General features: G+C 52.0%; 15 protein-coding genes. 8 read left to right on the top strand and 7 right to left on the bottom strand.

Going from position 1 to position 18421, the window contains the following annotated elements; all coding sequences use genetic code 11:
• Complete coding sequence (locus FE845_RS00075; protein WP_200360590.1) at positions 1–1710, bottom strand: LysM peptidoglycan-binding domain-containing protein; 1710 nt, start codon at positions 1708–1710, stop codon at positions 1–3.
• A gap of 154 nt (positions 1711–1864) precedes the next feature.
• Positions 1865–2659 carry a hydroxyacylglutathione hydrolase gene (gloB, locus tag FE845_RS00070; protein ID WP_200360588.1) on the bottom strand — a complete coding sequence of 265 codons (795 nt, stop codon included), beginning with the start codon at positions 2657–2659 and terminating at the stop codon, positions 1865–1867.
• Positions 2660–2784: 125 nt separating this feature from the next.
• Here gloB and FE845_RS00065 point away from each other — a divergent pair, with 125 nt between their 5' ends.
• From FE845_RS00065 to FE845_RS00050, 4 genes are all read left to right on the top strand, one after another.
• Entirely contained in the window at positions 2785–3576 is a 792-nt protein-coding gene (locus FE845_RS00065; protein ID WP_200360586.1) for a class I SAM-dependent methyltransferase, read from the top strand.
• Positions 3577–3621: 45 nt separating this feature from the next.
• Positions 3622–4059 carry a ribonuclease HI gene (gene rnhA, locus FE845_RS00060; RefSeq protein ID WP_200360584.1) on the top strand — a complete coding sequence of 146 codons (438 nt, stop codon included), beginning with the start codon at positions 3622–3624 and terminating at the stop codon, positions 4057–4059.
• A 10-nt stretch (positions 4060–4069) separates the two neighbouring features.
• Positions 4070–4780 (top strand): DNA polymerase III subunit epsilon, encoded by a 711-nt coding sequence (gene dnaQ / locus FE845_RS00055; RefSeq protein ID WP_200360582.1) that lies wholly within the window; start codon positions 4070–4072, stop codon positions 4778–4780.
• A 172-nt stretch (positions 4781–4952) separates the two neighbouring features.
• Entirely contained in the window at positions 4953–6659 is a 1707-nt protein-coding gene (locus FE845_RS00050; RefSeq protein WP_200360580.1) for a chemotaxis protein, read from the top strand.
• A 90-nt stretch (positions 6660–6749) separates the two neighbouring features.
• Here the strand turns inward: FE845_RS00050 and FE845_RS00045 are convergent, their stop codons facing one another.
• Positions 6750–7064, bottom strand: coding sequence for an SCP2 sterol-binding domain-containing protein (locus FE845_RS00045; protein WP_200360578.1), 315 nt, complete (start codon positions 7062–7064; stop codon positions 6750–6752).
• A 228-nt stretch (positions 7065–7292) separates the two neighbouring features.
• On the opposite strand from FE845_RS00045, the gene sohB reads away from it, so the two are divergent.
• Entirely contained in the window at positions 7293–8357 is a 1065-nt protein-coding gene (gene sohB / locus FE845_RS00040) for a protease SohB (protein ID WP_200360576.1), read from the top strand.
• Positions 8358–8379: 22 nt separating this feature from the next.
• Complete coding sequence (locus FE845_RS00035; RefSeq protein ID WP_200360574.1) at positions 8380–9378, top strand: YhdH/YhfP family quinone oxidoreductase; 999 nt, start codon at positions 8380–8382, stop codon at positions 9376–9378.
• Positions 9379–9522: 144 nt separating this feature from the next.
• Here the strand turns inward: FE845_RS00035 and FE845_RS00030 are convergent, their stop codons facing one another.
• From FE845_RS00030 to metH, 4 genes are all read right to left on the bottom strand, one after another.
• Positions 9523–10029 carry a DUF934 domain-containing protein gene (locus FE845_RS00030; protein WP_200360572.1) on the bottom strand — a complete coding sequence of 169 codons (507 nt, stop codon included), beginning with the start codon at positions 10027–10029 and terminating at the stop codon, positions 9523–9525.
• Positions 10022–11674 (bottom strand): nitrite/sulfite reductase, encoded by a 1653-nt coding sequence (locus tag FE845_RS00025; protein ID WP_200360570.1) that lies wholly within the window; start codon positions 11672–11674, stop codon positions 10022–10024. Before FE845_RS00025 ends, FE845_RS00030 begins: the two co-directional genes overlap by 8 nt.
• A 361-nt stretch (positions 11675–12035) precedes the next feature.
• The gene (locus FE845_RS00020; RefSeq protein WP_200360568.1) at positions 12036–12272 is read right to left on the bottom strand and encodes a DUF2970 domain-containing protein; all 237 of its coding nucleotides are present in this window, start codon (positions 12270–12272) and stop codon (positions 12036–12038) included.
• A gap of 33 nt (positions 12273–12305) precedes the next feature.
• Positions 12306–16004 (bottom strand): methionine synthase, encoded by a 3699-nt coding sequence (gene metH / locus FE845_RS00015; RefSeq protein ID WP_200360566.1) that lies wholly within the window; start codon positions 16002–16004, stop codon positions 12306–12308.
• Between the two features lie 241 nt (positions 16005–16245).
• Here metH and nfuA point away from each other — a divergent pair, with 241 nt between their 5' ends.
• Positions 16246–16833: a Fe-S biogenesis protein NfuA gene (nfuA, locus tag FE845_RS00010; protein ID WP_216008960.1), complete on the top strand. Its 588-nt coding sequence runs from the start codon at positions 16246–16248 to the stop codon at positions 16831–16833.
• 522 nt (positions 16834–17355) lie between these two features.
• Positions 17356–17877, top strand: a complete 522-nt coding sequence (locus FE845_RS00005; RefSeq protein WP_200360558.1) for a GNAT family N-acetyltransferase — start codon at positions 17356–17358, stop codon at positions 17875–17877.
• Positions 17878–18421 lie beyond the last annotated feature (544 nt).

Here is an 18421-nt window from a genome sequence, read left to right as displayed (position 1 = left end):
TCAGGGGCTGTTCCGTATGTCGACGTAGAGTATCAGACTTTGTCCCGGTTGCAGATAACGCGAGGTGTTCAGATCGTTCCAGCTTGCGATGTCCCGCACATTTACTGAGAAACGGTTTGCAATGAGCGCTAGAGAGTCACCTTTGCGAACGCGGTATCCGACTTTGCGAACCATCGCTTTGCCACGGGTGCTGCCGGATGATGCGAGAGCAGGTTGTGCGGTTTTTGACCAGATAACCAACTCTTTACCGGGTATTAGTGGGTCTCCGGGGGCCATGCCGTTCCAAGCAGCTACCTGTCGCACGGAAACTCTATGTTCACGGGCTATATCCCAAAAGGTGTCGCCGCGACGCACGGTGTAACGCAACTTACTACCGCTACGTTTTTTTTCTTGTTTGCGTTCAAGCCGTTTGGATGCACTTAAAGCGTAAGCATCGGAGTTTTTCGATGCCGATGGAATCATCAGTCGCTGGCCAATGCGGATAAGATCGCTGTTGAGATTATTGACTTGCTGAAGTACCGCGGGCGTGGTGGAAAACTTGCGGGAGATAGTGTTCAGGCTGTCGCCGGATCGGACCACATAGTTGCGCCATGACACGCGCTTACCCGGTGCAATGTTCGCAAGGGCAGTGCGGAAGGCGTCCGCGTTTTGATGGGGGACAAGCAAGCGATGTGGGCCATCGGGCGATGTCGCCCAGCGGTTATACGAGGGGTTTAGAAGGTATATCTCGTCAATATCCACGCCTGCGAGCTCCGCAGCCTGAGCCAAATCCAGCTGGCCGCCTGTGTCGACAATATCGAAATAGGGTTCGTCTTTGAGAGGGGGCAAGGTAATGCCGTAGGCTCCAGGATCGTCAAATATTTTTGCTAAAGCAATCAGCTTAGGGACGTAGTGGCGAGTTTCTTTCGGTAGTTGCAGCGACCAGAAATCCTGCGGTTTATTGCTTTTCCGGTTGCGGCGCATAGCGCTGGACACTGTGCCTCCGCCACTGTTATAGGCCGCCAGAGCCAGCGTATAATCACCACCAAAGCGGTTGGAAAGGCGGTCGAGGTAGGTAAGGGCAGCGTCGGTAGCGGCGATTACATCTCGGCGGTCATCGTGCCACCAGCTCTGCGTAAGGCCAAAATACTTACCGGTTGAAGGTATGAATTGCCACAGGCCCGCAGCCCGGCCGTGGGAATAGGCAAAAGGGTCAAATGCACTTTCAACGATCGGCAGCAGAGCAAACTCCGCCGGCAGGCCTCGTTTCTCGGTTTCGTTAACAATGTGATACAGATACCGGCTTCCGCGCTCGACTACTCGGTTGATGTACCCCGGATGCTTTGCGTACCAGTTCAGCTGATCTTTAACCCGTTTATTGTCAACGTCGTGATCAAGCAAAAAACCGGCCCGCAGGCGGTTCCACATATCCGTTTCTTCGGCGCTGTCCTTGGTTAGTTTCTGTAGTGGGTCGTCGAGCTTTTCACGGGCTTCCCGCGCGGCCGCCTTGAGCTCGGGGGCCATAGCGTCGTCCAGAGGTTCATTTCGCACCGCGTCGCTGTTCTTCCCGGCTTCCACGGACTCCTTGAGTCCTTCATCACCGGCTGCGACAGTTACCTCTTGTGTATCAAGAGGGCTTTCAGATTCAGCTTCTTGAGATACATAAAGAGAACTGCAGCCAGCTGCCAGGGCACCAAGAACTAAGAGCAGCGGCAATCTATTAACCGACATAGGCGTCTTCCGACTCTGTATTGTCGCCGACTTTGTGTCTAAAAACCCGGCATATTTAATGAGTTACGAGCAAAAGTTTAAGCGATTCTATGGGAGCCCGTTTCAAATGGTCAAGAAACCTCTCGTTACGACGATGAGAGGAATTGTTAATCAGTCAGAAGTTATCTTTGCCGTGCCGTATGGCTGCAAAAATGTCACTGTCTGAATCCGCGGGCAGACCTTGCTCAGCGCAGTACTGCTTTGCCACGCCCACAACGTCGGGGTCGTCCCAGCGTAGAAACGGATTAAGCTGCGTTTCATCTTCTAGTATAGATGGCACGGTTGGCTCGCCCGCTTGCCGCTTTTCTTCACACTGGCGCTCAAACGCTTCGAGTTTGCGGTCGTCTGGCAGCCAGCTACGAGCGAACCGAAGATTCGCGAGCGTGTACTCATGGGCACAGTAGACGGCGGTGTTGCCGGGGAGTTCCCGAAGGGATCTGAGTGATTCCATCATTTGGGATGGCGTGCCTTCAAATAGACGACCACAGCCAATAACAAAAAGCGTATCGCCACAAAACAGGGCGGGGCGCCCGGAAATTTCTACGTCGGTAAAGAAGGCAATGTGGTCGAGCGTGTGGCCGGGTACACCCATCACTTTAAATGTAATGTTTTCCCAAATGACCTCGTCGCCAGGGTGAACCAAGTTGGTGCTGCCTTTGAAGGGGGATTCAGCCGGCCCTGTTACGCGGCAGTCCGGATTGTCCTGAACGAGCGTTTTGACACCACCTACGTGGTCCGGGTGATGGTGGGTGACAAGAATTGTATCGAGCGTTAGCCCCTGCGCAGCCAGATATTCCTGAACCGGTTTCGCCTGTCCCGGGTCCACAATCAGGGCTTGACCTGTATCTGTGTCTGCAAGACACCATATATAGTTATCACTGAATGCCGGAATGGCAGAGATGGTGAGCATCAGATGTCCCCGTATATGCTTGGCAAGTATGGCTGATATGATAGAGCATTAAGCCCATAGCCCCAACAGCCTGTATATTTTCGGCTTCCTTGCCGGTTCTTATAGAAAGCGGGAGTAAAGGCAGTGTGAAGAAAAGTCATAACGTTGATTATTCATCCCGGAGCGAGAGCTTTGAAAACTGGTTTCAAACGCCGCTTGGGCGTAGCTTGCTGGCAGATCAGCGGGGTTTTCTTGATCGCCGACTCGAAAAGCTCACAGGCGCAAGACAGCTGCAGGTTGGCGTGAGCCACCGGCTCCCTCTGGCCAACGGCACAGACTTTTCCCAGAAGATAATGACCACGCCAAAGTGCTTTTCGGGCACACCCGACGGGGTGGTCGTCTGCGATGCAGATGAGCTACCTTTCCCCGGAGACTCCATGGATTTGGTTGTGCTTCATCACACGGCGGATTTCTCTCCGTACCCCCATCAGGTTTTGCGGGAGGCGGCTCGGGTATTGCGGGGTGATGGCTCCATCGCCCTTATTGGCTTTAATCCGGTCAGTGTTTGGGGGCTTCGCAGGCTAATTTCGCGACACCATGCTGGCCCTTGGGGCGGGCGCTTTCTTTTCCGCGGTCGCATGGAGGATTGGCTTCATCTGCTGGACTTTCAGGTTGAAACCTCGATGACCCGTTTTTTTCGCTTGCCTCTTCAACGCAGTGGCCGCAAGACTTCCGGGCGGCTTGATGAACGCATGTCTGGTTACGGACTCCTTCCGGTCGGGGCGTATTACTGTATCCTTGCGAAAAAACGGGTGTGTGCTCGAATTCCACGGCGAAATGTCTGGCGCCAGAGTAAGGTGATGGGCCTCTCGGGAACAGGTACAGTGAGTGCCGCTAGAGGTTGCCAACCACACAATTTGAACCACCCCGAAGACTGATGGCCCCTTGGGCCACCAAGTGAATCTACAGAAACGGGAACTTGAATGTCTGGAAAGGTTATTCTTTATACCGATGGTGCCTGCAAGGGCAATCCGGGTCGCGGTGGTTGGGGTGTTGTGCTGCGTTACGGGGATGCGGTAAAAACCATGCATGGTGGTGAACACCATACCACCAATAACCGAATGGAGCTTATGGCTGCCATACAGGGGCTAAGGGCGCTCAAGCGCGGTTGTGAGGTTGAGCTATATACGGATTCCCAATATGTCCGTAAAGGGATTACCGAGTGGCTATCTGGCTGGAAACGCAATGGCTGGAAAACCTCCGCGAAAAAGCCGGTAAAAAACGACGACTTGTGGCGTGAGCTGGATTTGGAATCGACCAAGCACAAAATTAACTGGCACTGGGTAAAAGGTCACGCGGGCGTGCCAGATAACGAACTCGCAGACGAGCTTGCGAATAAGGGTGTTGAAGAACTGGGTTAGTGTGGGAATTATGAGACAAATTGTACTGGATACAGAGACAACCGGTATTGATCCGGCAGAAGGGCACCGGATTATTGAGATTGGTTGTGTGGAGATGATGGAGCGTCAACTCACCGGCCGAAACTACCATGTGTACGTAAATCCTGAGCGGGAAGTGGAAGCGGAAGCTATTACCATTCACGGGATTACCAATGAATTTCTTGTGGATAAACCCAAGTTCGCAGATATCGCTGATGAGTTTTTTGAGTTTATAAAAGGCGCAGAACTTGTTATTCACAACGCCGCGTTCGACGTGGGCTTTATGGATTCGGAATTTGGCCGGATCAAACCAGTGCGCAAAACCGCGGATTATTGCGGGGTTGTGGATTCTCTAGCGCTGGCACGTGCAAAGCACCCTGGCCAGAAAAACAATCTTGATGCGTTGTGCAAACGCTATGGCGTTGATAACAGCAACCGTGAGCTGCACGGCGCTCTGTTGGATGCGGAGATTCTGGCCGAGGTTTACTTGCTTCTCACCGGCGGGCAGACAGCTTTGTCTCTGGATGCGGGGTCTGAGAACGGAGGAATTAACGGGGGAATCCGTCGGCTAAGCCCAGACCGCCCGGCACTCCCGGTGGTAAAAGCCTCCGATGCGGAACGTGAGGCCCATCAGGCCTTCATGTCTGCTTTGGAGAAAAAAGCTGGCGCTACGGTATGGAGCAGGCTCGAAGGTGCAGAATGAGAACTGTGTCGGCCTGTACTAATTGTTACAAGCCTGCTTTATTGAGGTACTTGAGTTTTATGTTATAAGTAATGATAAGTACGTCAGTTTTTTGATCACGCACAGGGTGTCATGCCCGACCACAGCTCACTAGGAAGGTGCGGTAGTTTCCGCAGATTAACAGGAAGCGTTTATGGTCCAATCGTCTCTTGCGACGAAATCGCAGTCGTTTGATCTGGTCAAAAGTGAAATTGAGCAGACCATCAAGCAGGCAGAATCCAGTCTTGAGCGCTTTCAAGAGAACCGCGAGAGCGGTGAGGATTTGCAGAACTGTTTGGATTTTCTCAATCAGCTTCGCGGCATTTTCATTCTGGTAGAGCTTCGCGGCGGTACATTGCTGTGCCAGGAAGCGGTCACCATGGCTAACGATGTTCCTGTCGGCGCTAATGACGACAAGAACATTCTGCTTACGACTTTGAGTAATGCGCTGTTTATTCTCCGTCGCTATGTAGAGTATTACCACCAACAACGTGCAGACCACCCTGAACTGTTGTTGCCAGTAATCAACGAGCTACGTGAGGCCCGCCGGGAAAAGCCCTATCCCGAGTCTTGCTTTTTCGACGTAGACCTTATTGATCCGCCGGATTTTTGTGCCGGTGTGTCGGTCCCCGCTTTTGAAGGCAACGAAGCCGACTATGAAATTGTGGCCCGGAGGATGCGCCTGACGTATCAAGTTGCACTTCTGGGGATTCTCAGGGACCGCAACCCCGTAGTAAGCCAAAAGCTCATAAGCCGTGCCTCGCGCGGTTTTGTGCGTTTATGTCAGGGAGCCCCAATGGGTCAAATGTGGTGCCTTGTTGCGATTGCTGCAGACACCATGCTTGATCGAGCTATGCCATTCACCAAAGCCCGCAAGCGCACGTTCATGCGTATTGAAAAGTATGCCCGTGAACTGGTTTATGTAGGAAAGGTGGCCACCGCAAAAGATGCTCCGGACTCGCTTATTCGGGATCTTGTTTACCTGCTCTATCGCAGTGGCTCCGGCAACCCCGAAGTCATGCGCGTTCTTTCCGAATTTAAGCTCACTCCTGCGGAGTTCCCAGATTCTATTTTGGAAGCGCACGCGCGGCGCCTATATGGCCCCGGCACAGATGTGCTGGAATCTTTGTCTGAAGCTTTGCAAGATGAGCTCAATCAGCTGAAAGACAAGCTCGACATAATCGAGCGAGGTATCGAGCCGGATCTGGCAGAGCTCTCTTCTATTGCCGATGCTCTGGAACGACTATCCAATACTCTGGTTATGCTTGACCTCAATCGGTTGGCGACCACTGCCCGGGAAGAGGCGGGCAGGTTGCGCGACTGGGAAGCTGAATCCCGTTTGCCCGGAGAAGACGAGCTTTTCCGTCTCGCCGACTCGGTGCTGGGCATAGAAGACGCGGTTATGCAGATTGTAAGTCGGGGCATCACCTCAGAAACAGACGCTCTAGCAGGCAGCGAGCGCAGCCGTGAGGAGTCAACCTACCTAAGAGAAGCTGTATACGTGGTTGCTGATGAGGCACGTAGCGCGTTGACGCTTGCTAAGCGGGCGATTACGGCTTTTGTGGAGTCTGACTACGACAAACTTCACCTCGCGAACCTACCTGCAACCTTGCACAGCATTTGGGGGGGGTTGCAGATGGTAAACGACCCTGGCGCCGCCCACGTACTTGAGCGTGTTGCCGCCTCGATACAGGAGCGTTTATTGGATGCCCGTGAGGCACCAGAAACGCAGGTTCTGGAAGCGCTTGCGGATGCGCTTACATCCCTTGAGTACTACATTGAGGGCATCGGAAATCGTGAAGAAAGCAACGCCGATCTTCTGCGGCTGGCAGAAACCTCATTGGATGATGTTGAGTTGTAAAAGTCGGCTGTAAGGCTCGGTTCCAAAAACAAAAAACCCGCGGCAAGCGCGGGTTTTTTCATGAGCTGGTATCAACTCAACAAGGCACAATCAGCCCATGTTGAAAAGCTCACCTAGCTTGGTAGCTAGCATCATGTCGCCTTCAGCGCGCAGCTGGCCAGCCATAAAGGCCTGCATGCCGTCGGTTTCACCTGAAACAATGCCTTCCAGAGTTTCGGAGTTCATGATCAGAGTTACAGAAGGGTCGTCGTGAGGGCCTTCGTGCAGCTTGCATGTTCCGTCTTTGATGACTAGGTGGTAGGTCTTGTCATCTTCGATATCAAACTGGAACACCAGGTCCAGGCCCTGAGCTGCGTCTGCGTTGAAGTTCTGCTCGAGTTTTTCAAAGATTTGATCTACAGACATTGTTTTACCCTTTTTGATGGTTGTCTTGTCATGATAACGGCTTTGTATGCTTGGCCTTACAAGCCTTGGCAGCTGCCGGATAGAGCCGACCTCGCTTTCCGACTTTATGGTGAGACGGAATCACTGTCAAGCTCGATCGAACGCTTGTTTTAATTATTTTGCTCTGCTTATCACTAGAGTTTCGGTAAGTTACACTCTCGTGCTTGCTTAACTGGCTGGAGAAGCGATTTGGAGTTCCTGACTGAATACGGTTTGTTTTTGGCCAAAGTGGTCACCTTTGTTATTGCCGCGGTGGTGGTAGTGTCCATTATTGTCGCCTCTACTCAAAAAGACAGAGGGGATGATGAGGACGACGGCGAGCTGCAAATCCGCAAGCTCAATGAGAAATACCGAAAATTGCGCGAGTCGATTCAGGCGCGCTTGATGTCTGAGCATGAGCGGAAAACCTGGAGTAAGGCGAAAAAGAAGAAAGAAAAAGCCGAAAAGAAAGCGGGGAAAACGAAAAAAGCGGATGTGGACACACCCGAGGAATCGCCTGCACGCATTTACGTGCTGGATTTTGATGGCGATATAAAAGCCAGTGATACCGACCCGCTCCGCAGAGCCATCTCTGCTGTACTCAGCGTTGCAGAGCCGGGCAAAGATGAGGTGGTTATTCGGCTGGAAAGCGGAGGAGGGCTGGTGCACTCCTATGGCTTGGCTGCAGCGCAACTTGATCGAATCCGGAACAAAGGCATTCATCTCACCGCTTGTGTCGATAAGGTGGCCGCAAGCGGAGGCTACATGATGGCCTGCGTGGCCGATCGAATAGTCGCTTCCCCCTTTGCCATACTCGGCTCAATTGGTGTGGTGGCACAACTGCCGAACTTTCACCGCCTTCTGAAGAAAAACAACGTTGACTTTGAAGTGCTGACCGCAGGTGAGCACAAGCGCACCATGACCATCTTTGGCGAAAATACCGATAAAGGTCGGCAGAAGTTCCTTGATGATCTTGAAGATACCCATGACCTTTTCAAAGACTATGTAAGTGAGCGCAGGCCCGAACTGGACATTGCTGCGGTGGCGACTGGCGATATTTGGTTTGGCAAACGAGCGCTTGAGGTAAAGCTCATTGATGAAATTAAAACCTCCGACGAATATCTCATTGAAGCCTGCGAGCGGGCAGACGTAGTCTCTGTATCCTTCGAGCGCAAACGAACCTTGCCTGAAAAACTTGGGCTGGCGACCAGTGCCGCACTCGAACACACGGTATGGAAAGTTCTGAGCGCATTCCGCAACCAGAAAATCCAATAACTGACAAAAAACGGGGAAAGCCATGACGAGCGATACACAATTTAAAGCCTGGCGCGTAGAAGAACAGGATGGCGACTATAAAGGTTCCGAGCAGACCCTTGATATCAAAGAGCTACCGGCGGGAGACGTACTGATCAAAGTCAGCCACTCCTCCCTGAACTACAAAGACGCACTCTCAGCCTCCGGCAATAAAGGAGTCACCCGCTCGTTCCCCCACACCCCGGGCATCGACGCCGCTGGCGAAGTTATCGAATCCGCCACTGGAACACCTGCCGTCGGCAGCCAAGTCATCGTAACCGGATACGACTTGGGCATGAACACAGACGGAGGTTTCGGAGAGTACATTCGAGTACCCTCCGAGTGGTGTGTAAGCATGCCTGCTGGCTGGAATGCAGAAACCGCCATGACCTATGGAACAGCGGGCCTCACAGCAGGCCTATGCGTGCAAAAAATCCTGACCATGGGTGCCAAGCCAGAGCAGGGCAAGGTAGCCGTTTCCGGAGCCTCAGGTGCCGTTGGCAGCATTGCCGTGGAACTGCTAGCAAAACTCGGCTTTGACGTAGTCGCAATCAGCGGCAAAACCGACCACGCACAGAGCCTGAAAGAACTGGGTGCCACGGAAGTAGTCGGGCGCGACGCACTGGCTGAGGGTAAAAAGCCAATACTAAAGCCCGTTTTCGCCAACTCGGTCGATACGGTAGGCGGCACACCTTTGGCGGAGCTGCTAAAACAGATCCAACCCGGCGGTTCCGTCTCCTGCTGCGGCCTAGTGGCAGGCCCCCAACTCCAAACCACGGTTCTCCCATTCATCCTCAGGGGTGTAAACCTCCTAGGTGTGGATTCGGTAGAAATCCCGCTGGCGGAGAAAGAAGCGATATGGAAAAAGCTTGCGGGTGACTGGAAATGCCCGAAGGCAGAAGCTTCTGCGAAACGCATTGGGCGCGTAGAACTGGATGCTGCGTTAAAAGCGTTCCTGAAAAGCGAATCGGCTGGGAAAATCGTTTTGGATCACGCGGTCTGAAATGCCGTAGTTTGAACAGTCAGGGCCGGAAGGCCTGTCAAAACCGTGCGGAGCCATGGATGGCGGAGCCGAGCGTACACGGATGTATTAACAGCGTGTTTTGACAGGCCTTCCGGCCCTGACTGTGGACTCAAGCGTTTAAGGTTAAGAGGCCCGACGCCTAAACAAGGGCAAGTCGGTATCCGTAGCCGCCTGATACCCCTGACTAAAGAAATTCAAAGCCCGAGCCGCCTTGCGAATATCCTTATCCGGCCGCAGCTCATAGGTATCAAAACCACAACGCTTCATAAACTGAAGTTGATCCAACAGCACATCACCAATCGCCCTCAGCTCATTTTTATACCCGAACCGCTCCCGCAACAACCGGGCAATACTGTAACCACGGCCATCACTGAACTTCGGAAAATTAACCGCAATCAAAGGTAACTGGTTTACATACTCCGCCAGAACCTCCGGTTCATCATGGCTATCTAGCCACACACCAACATTCTCATTGCCCGCAAACTGCTCACGGTTCGCAATCCACAAGTCAGCAGGAATCAACACCCGCTTCTGCTCAGGAATATCCAGTGCCTCACCGCTCTCAGGGCGGGAAACCACAAACCACTGATTCTGACGGATGCTGCCATCCCGGAAAATAATGTCAGGCATAAACCCGCTCCTTGAAAGGATCAATTCCTACGCGACGATAAGTATCCAAAAACGATTCCTCATCCGTGCGCTTGTTAACATACACATCAATGATCTTAGCGATCACATCCGGCATATCATCTCGGGCAAACGAAGGCCCCAGAATTTTGCCGATGGTTGCATCGTGCTGCGAAGCGCCACCAAGGCTTACTTGGTAGAACTCCTGACCTTTTTTATCAACACCCAAAACGCCGATGTTTCCTACGTGGTGATGGCCACAGGCATTCATACAACCCGATATGTTCAAATCGATTTCGCCAAGATCGTATAGGAAATCCAGATTGTCGAAACGGCGCTGGATGGCATCAGCCACAGGAATCGATTTTGCGTTGGCCAGTGCGCAGAAATCACCACCAGGGCAGCAGATAATATCTGTTAACGTGTTCAGGTTTGCAGTGCCAAAACCCATGGGACCGAGCTGCTCCCAAAGCTCCAGCAAGCGATCCTGACGCACATCCGCTAAAACCACGTTCTGCTGGTGGGTTACCCGCACTTCACCAAAACTGTACTCATCGGCCAGATCTGCAATCTGCTCGAGCTGCCGGTCAGTAACATCGCCTGGTGGCGTTCCGGTTTTTTTCATGGTTAGTGAAACAATGGCGTACCCGGGCTTTTTGTGGGTATCTACATTGTGCTGCAGCCACTGATCAAACGCTCGGTTCTCGAACCGCTGGCGTGCAAGCAAATCCGTTGCATTATCCAACGCCGCATAGGCAGGCTCAGTGAAGTAGGCCTGAATGCGGGCGATGGCCTCAGGCGTTAGGCGGCTAGGGGAGTCCTTGATGTGTGCCCACTCAGCTTCGACTTTCTCTGCGAACCCCGCCGGGGTTAAGGCCTTAACCAGAATCTTGATGCGGGCTTTGAATTTATTATCGCGGCGACCGTAACGGTTATACACCCTGAGAACGGCTTCCAGATACGTTAGCAGGTCAAGCTCCGGCAGGAATTCACGAATAACCGGCGCAACCATGGGTGTGCGGCCAAGGCCTCCACCTACGTGTACCCGGAAACCCAGTTCCCCGGCGTCATTACGAACGATCTGAAGGCCTATATCGTGGACCTGTATCGCTGCTCTATCGGTTTTTTCGGATGCGTTGACAGCAACCTTGAACTTTCTCGGTAGATACGCGAATTCCGGATGGAACGTAGACCACTGGCGAATGATTTCGCAATAGGGGCGCGGATCTGTAAGTTCATCGGACTGCACACCCGCAAACTGATCCGTTGTGGTGTTTCGAATGCAGTTGCCACTGGTTTGGTTGGCATGCATTTCCACTTCCGCCAATTCGGCTAAAATGTCAGGTACATCTTCCAGATTTGGCCAGTTTAGCTGCACGTTCTGGCGGGTTGTAAAGTGCGCATAGCCTTTATCGTAATCCCTTGTAATACGTGCCAGACGACGCAGCTGAACAGAGCGCAGCATGCCGTAGGGCACACAAATACGCAGCATGGGTGCAAGCCGCTGAACATAGAGCCCGTTCTGCAGGCGCAGGGGCAAAAATTCATCTTCTGCCAGCTCTCCAGCCAGTGCGCGTTCGGTCTGGTCACGGAATTGTGCAACCCGCTCGGCAGCCATCTGCCGATCGTGTTCGTCATATACGTACATAGAGGAAAGTCCTAAAAATAGCGTCGTAATGGCAGGCGCCAGAACATCTGTGCCTTATATCTGAAACGAAGGATAACAGGCACCCCTTATTCTAGAAACGATTATTTCAAGATATGTTTATCGATTAAGGCGATAAGGCAGTTCATTGCGGGCTGGACGAATATCAATTTGCTGCTTTACTGATAAGGAGCGACCGAGGTGGGAGCTTATTTCGGGTAATGCATAATTGGCAGACTCTGCACAAGGAGTAGGTAATGAAGAACTTAATGCGGTCAGACAGCAGTGCTGATGCAATAGCATCTGTAGTGATTATTGCGCTGGTTGTTACATTTGCAGTGGTTTGGGTAGCTGGCCAGTAAGATTACTGGCCGGATAAAACCACCTGTACAACCAAAACGAGTGTGCCTATGAAAAGGCCTGTGAATAACAGGCCTCCAATGATGTAGGGCCAAGGGCTGTGACTGCCAAAGTCCTCTTCGCGGCGCTTACTGGACTGAACGCCCAGAGCGCCGGCAGCTACGCTTTGCATGACTTTTAAAATGCCGGGCCCCTGTGGGTTTTTCTTTTTATTGCTCTCTATGTTCGGCGAATTTGTCATATACCCCATCCTGTCCGCGTGTGAGCCTTGTCTTTACTCCGCAGGATCGTAGGCAAGGCTCGGTGCCAGCCAACGTTCAGCTTCCGCTTTGGAAAGACCTTTACGCTCAGCATAGTCTTCAACCTGATCCACGCCAATTTTACCGACTGAGAAAAACTTCGACTCAGGGTGGGAGAAGTACCAACCGGAAACCGCGGCAGTCGGAAACATTGCAAAGCTTTCTGTAATTTCGATGCCTGTTTGTGCGGTGGCATCAAGGAGCGTAAACAGGGTCGCTTTTTCAGTGTGATCCGGGCAGGCAGGGTAGCCGGGAGCCGGTCGAATTCCGTGGTACCGCTCTTTAATCAGGTCTTCGTTTGCGAGTTGCTCATCGCGGTTGTAGGCCCAGAACTCTTTACGAACCCGTTCGTGCATGCGCTCTGCAAAAGCTTCTGCCAAGCGGTCGGCTAGCGCTTTAACCATAATCGCGTTGTAGTCGTCGTTGGCATTTTTGTATTCCAGCGACATTTCTTCCGCGCCAATGCCAGTAGTTACGGCAAACCCGCCGATGTAATCGCAGTGTTCTGACCCTTCTTCCGCCACAAAGTCCGAGAGGGCCATCATCGACTTGTTCGGAGCCTTGTCGTCCTGCTGTCGCAAATGGTGCAAGGTGGTTAGCTCTTCGCTGCGGCTTTCGTCTTTGTAGACGACAATATCATCACCGCGGCGATGTGCGGGCCAGAAACCTATTACGCCAGAAGCAGTTACACGCTTCTCATCAATCATTTTGCGAAGAATAATCTGGGCGTCATCAAATAGATTGTGGGCTGCCTCTCCACGTTTTGGATCATCAAACACCTGTGGGTATTTGCCAGCAATATCCCATGAGATAAAGAACGGCGTCCAGTCGATGTAGGGCTCCAGTTCACTCAAATCGTATTCTTCAAACAACCGGGTGCCTGTAAACGTGGGCTTGGGTGGCACGTAGTTTTCAAAGTTGATTTCCGGCGCCCGGGCGCGAGCCTCTTTTAAACTGACAAGCTTGGTGCGATCACCACGCTGTTTGCGGCGCTCCCGAATCATGTCGTATTCCTCGCGCGCGTCGCTCACCAGCTTTGCCTTGGCGGTTTTACTCAGCAGTTGCGAGGCCACATTCACACACCGGGATGCATCCGAAACATACAGTGCAATGTCGTTCTTGTAATGAGGCTCAATTTTTACGGCGGTATGCGCCTTGGACGTGGTTGCACCGCCAATCATTAATGGCAGGTGGAAATCCAAGCGTTGCATTTCGCGGGCAACATGCACCATTTCGTCCAATGATGGTGTAATTAGGCCGCTCAAGCCTATGATGTCCACGTTATGTTCCTTGGCTGCGGCCAGAATTTTATCGCTGGGTACCATAACGCCAAGGTCGATGACTTCATAGTTGTTGCACTGCAGTACCACGCCTACGATATTTTTCCCTATATCGTGCACATCACCCTTGACCGTGGCCATCAGGATTTTACCTTTGGCTTGCTGGTCTTCGGATTTTTCTGCTTCTATAAACGGAATCAGGTGGGCCACGGCCTGTTTCATCACTCGGGCACTTTTAACCACCTGAGGCAGGAACATTTTGCCGTCGCCAAACAGGTCGCCCACCACGTTCATCCCGTCCATTAGCGGGCCTTCAATAACGTGAATGGGGCGCTCGGCCTGCTGTCGGCATTCTTCTGTGTCTTCAATAATAAAGTTGGTGATGCCCTTCACAAGCGAGTGCTCTAACCGCTTGATGACTGGCCACTCGCGCCAGGCAAGATCTTCTTCCTGGGTTTTGCCGCCTTTGCCTTTATAGCGTTCGGCAATCTCCAACAATCGGTCCGTAGCGTCGTCGCGGCGGTTTAGCACAACGTCTTCAACCAGTTCTTTTAGTTCTGGTTCAATCTCATCGTAAATAACCAGTTGGCCAGGATTTACGATGCCCATGTTCATGCCAGCTTTAATTGCGTGGTACAGGAACACCGAATGGATGGCTTCCCGAACGACATCATTGCCGCGGAAGGAGAAAGACACGTTGCTCACGCCACCTGAGATGGAAGCATGGGGTAGGTTCTCGCGAATCCAGCGACAGGCGTTTATGTAATCAACCGCGTAGTTGTTGTGTTCTTCGATGCCTGTTGCGATGGCAAACACGTTGGGGTCGAAAATAATGTCGCCCGGATTGAAGCCAATGCTGACCAGAACATCATAGGAGCGCTTACAGATTTCCGTTTTACGCTCAAACGTATCTGCCTGACCGTCCTCGTCAAAGGCCATCACCACGACAGCGGCACCGTACCTCATGCAGTCGCGTGCGCGCTTGATGAACTCCTCTTCGCCTTCCTTCAAGCTGATAGAGTTCACTACTGCTTTGCCTTGGATGCAGCGCAGCCCTGCTTCGATGACTTCCCACTTGGACGAGTCGAGCATGATCGGCACACGGGAGATATCCGGCTCCGATGCGACCAGATTCAAGAAGGTGACCATTACCTCCTTGGAATCCAACATGCCTTCATCCATGTTGATATCAATAATCTGAGCGCCGTTTTCGACCTGATCCCGCGCAACGCTTAATGCTTCTTCGTACTGTTCCTCTTTAATGAGGCGGAGGAATCGCTTGGAGCCGGTTACGTTGGTGCGCTCACCAACGTTGATAAATAGGGTGTTTTCATCACCGGTAAAAGGCTCCAAACCTGAAAGCCGCAGGGCTTTCGGGCGTTCTGGAATTTTGCGGGGAGGGTACTTTGATACGGCTTTGGCTATGGCTTCGATATGCTCCGGACGGGAACCGCAGCAGCCACCTATAATGTTAAGAAATCCGTCACGCGCGAAACCTTCAATGATTTCGGCCATTTCTTCGGGTGTTTGGTCGTATTCGCCAAACTCGTTAGGTAGGCCAGCATTAGGGTGGGCACTTACGTAGGTTTCAGCTTTGCCTGACAGCTCTTCCACATAGGGGCGAAGAGCGTCTGCCCCCAGAGCGCAGTTAAGCCCAACCGAAATTGGCCGTGAGTGAGCTACGGAGTTCCAGAAAGCTTCGGTGGTTTGGCCCGACAGTGTGCGGCCAGAGGCGTCGGTTATGGTGCCCGAAATCATGATGGGCAGCTCGACACCGCTGTCTTCAAAGTACTGCTGGGTAGCGTAAATGCAGGCCTTTGCGTTAAGCGTATCGAAAATGGTTTCGATGAGGATAATATCGCAACCGCCTTCCACCAGACCCTCTACCGATTCATAGTAGTTGTCTACCAGGCTTTGGAAATCTGTGTTGCGATAACCGGGGTTGTTCACATCCGGTGAGAGCGATGCCGTTCGCGAAGTGGGACCAACAGCGCCTGCTACAAACCTCGGCTTGGAGGGGGTTTTAGCGGTGTATTCATCCGCAACCTGTCTTGCCAGCTTTGCGGCGGCCACGTTTAGCTCTTTGGAAATTTCCTCAAGACCGTAGTCCGACTGGGACACGCGAGTTGAGTTAAAGGTATTGGTTTCGATAATATCCGCACCAGCGTCCAAGTAGTCCGCGTGTATGTTTCGCAGCAGGGAAGGCTGGGTGATGTTAAGAAGGTCGTTATTACCTTTTACCTCACGGTCGTAATTGGCGAACCGATCGCCCCGGAACGCTTGTTCGTCCAGTTGCAGGTTCTGGATCATGGTTCCCATGCCGCCATCGAGTATCACAATGCGCTCTTGCAGGGCTTTGTGAAGTTGTTTCAGGCGAGTGTTGCGATCGGTCATAGTCAGTATTCCGGATGTCGTCATTAACGGCGTATTAGGTTCAATGGCGCGGGATCATAGCAAAAATGCGAGGGCCAGTCGTAGTGCGTGCCCAGCAATTCTTTACTTGGGTCAAGTTCGTGAGCCCGGCTTATAGTAGGTGAAAATCACTAGTCTGTGAAAGACCAACTAAATTACTTGGTCTTTCATGTTGCCACAAACTCCCTTAAAATGAAGTCAAACTTACCAACGGGTTGAAAACATGGCATTGGTTACTGTGACAGATCCCGCACGGGATTATCTTGCACAACTTATCGAAAAGCAGGATGTGGAAGGCATGGGAGTGCGAATTTTCGTAACCCAGCCGGGCACCAAAAATGCTGAAACCTGCTTGGCTTACTGCCCGCCTAATGAGATTGTGCCCACGGATGAGCAGGTGGACCTCCAAAAGTTCACGCTGTATTTGGATCACAACTCCGTACCTTTCCTTGAAGAAGCCTACGTGGACTACTCCAAGGATCAAATGGGCGGCCAGCTGACCATCAAAGCACCGAACGCAAAAGTACCGAGCGTAGACGAAAACGCGCCTTTGCCCGACCGGGTGAACTATGTGCTGGCTTCGGAAATTAACCCGAATCTAGCCGCTCATGGTGGCGATGTATCACTGGTAGAGATCGTTGACGAGTCGGTTGCTGTACTTCGCTTTGGTGGCGGCTGTCAGGGCTGTTCAGCTGTTAGCCTTACTCTTAAGCAGGGTGTGGAAACCACACTTAAAGACAGAGTGCCCGAAATTACGGCGGTTCGTGATGTGACGGATCATACCCAAACCGAGAACGCCTACTACCAGTGATGTCCACCGGCCTATTCAGGGTCGTTTATCACTAGACTAGCTTTGCATTGTAACCCGAGATAGCTGCTGTGAGTGTGGTGGGGATCTCGGGTGCATCCAATTCGTTATTTCAACTGTACCTTCGAAACCCTCCTAATTTTGCCTGTGACGTTGCTCGGGTAACAAACAAGTGGCTGTTGTCGGACGCACCTACGCTGGCGCTCCGGCATACCGCAGAGCCAAGCGTTAATGCTGTAGTGATCTACGCGGATAACTGCGCGAACTTGATCGCGGAGGCGCGGCTGCTTTCCTTGCATTTTAGGCTCCTTGCCAGATAAAGCTGTATATTTGAACAGTATTATTGTTGGCGTGGATCACAGAAGTCAAATGATTACGTAGTAGAACGATGAAAACTGGGCTAAGCTTTTGTTTTATGGGTTTTTGATTGGTGTACCCGGATTCGGAAAGTCCGTAATCATGCAACGGTCAAATTTCTGCAATCACTGAGGCATCAGTCTAATTGCTGTTAGCAGGAAGTAGCTCATGGACATAGCGAAAGCTACAAAAAGCAGTGACTGGACCAACGCTTCAGAAATTCTGTGTCGAGTCGTCGATCGTCTAGCGCATTTAGGTCGGCATTTGTGGACGATGGATCAAGTATCGATGCAGGGTCTGAAAGAGTCCTACAGTCTGGAGGACCTTCACTTTTTGATGCTAAATGATAGGCGCATTGGAGTGGTCTTCCTTCAAAAGTCCGATCCAATGTTTTGGCCTGAAATCAATGAGAATGATAGTTTGTTCGTACACAAACTCGCTCTCGATCCAACTTTTCAGGGCAAAGGAAACGGGATAATAGCGGTCTCAAAGGTTCTTCGAGCTGCCGATGCTAGAGGCCTTAGCTGGCTTCGCTTGGACTGTGACGACCGGTCAGAACTCCATCGCTTCTACCAGCAGTGCGGCTTCGACTTTGTAGATTTAAAAGAAATGCCGAACTTTAAGGTGGCTAGATATCAACTGCTAACAAGTACAGGCAAGCGACGCCAAAAAGCGGCGCGCCTGCTGTAGGCGTTAGCTGGTAGTGCTTTGTTCCTTTTTGGTGGTTTGGTGCCAGTGGCCTTGGCCGCAAATGGGTAGCAAAACCGACAGCACGGTGATGCTGCCAAGGCCCGCAAGTTTGGCGTCATGCTGGCAGCTCAATTGATCGCAAATGTTTGTTTAAAAATCGGTGTTAGCCGTGTGGGGCCGTCCACGAAAATCTGGTTCCGGATCTGCTAATCTCAAGTTCAGGTTCATTCGGCGCATCGTTTGCGGTGGTTTTAATTACGGCGTACTGGCAGGTGCTGGTGTAAGGGCAGCGGAGTAGGTCGTCATGTTGGTTGCCAGGGAATGGTCTTCACAATTACCCCCAGCTAACCAGACGGTCAACCGGACACCAAAAGCTTACTGCTTTTGGTTCCCTTCGCTGCGCTTCGGTGCCGGTTACCTTCAGCGTTAGGTGAGACAGTCGTGAGAATCGAAGCAAGGCAAATGTTCCGGCCAAATGGATTGATTGATGACTTTGTTGTCTATGGCAAGTCAGAGGACTATTTGCTGTTTGCAGATTATGTCG

Source organism: Marinobacter sp. 1-4A (assembly GCF_016597725.1).
GTDB lineage: Bacteria > Pseudomonadota > Gammaproteobacteria > Pseudomonadales > Oleiphilaceae > Marinobacter.
The sequence above is the reverse complement of the archived record's forward strand: the minus strand, read 5'-3'. Positions and strand labels throughout refer to the sequence as shown.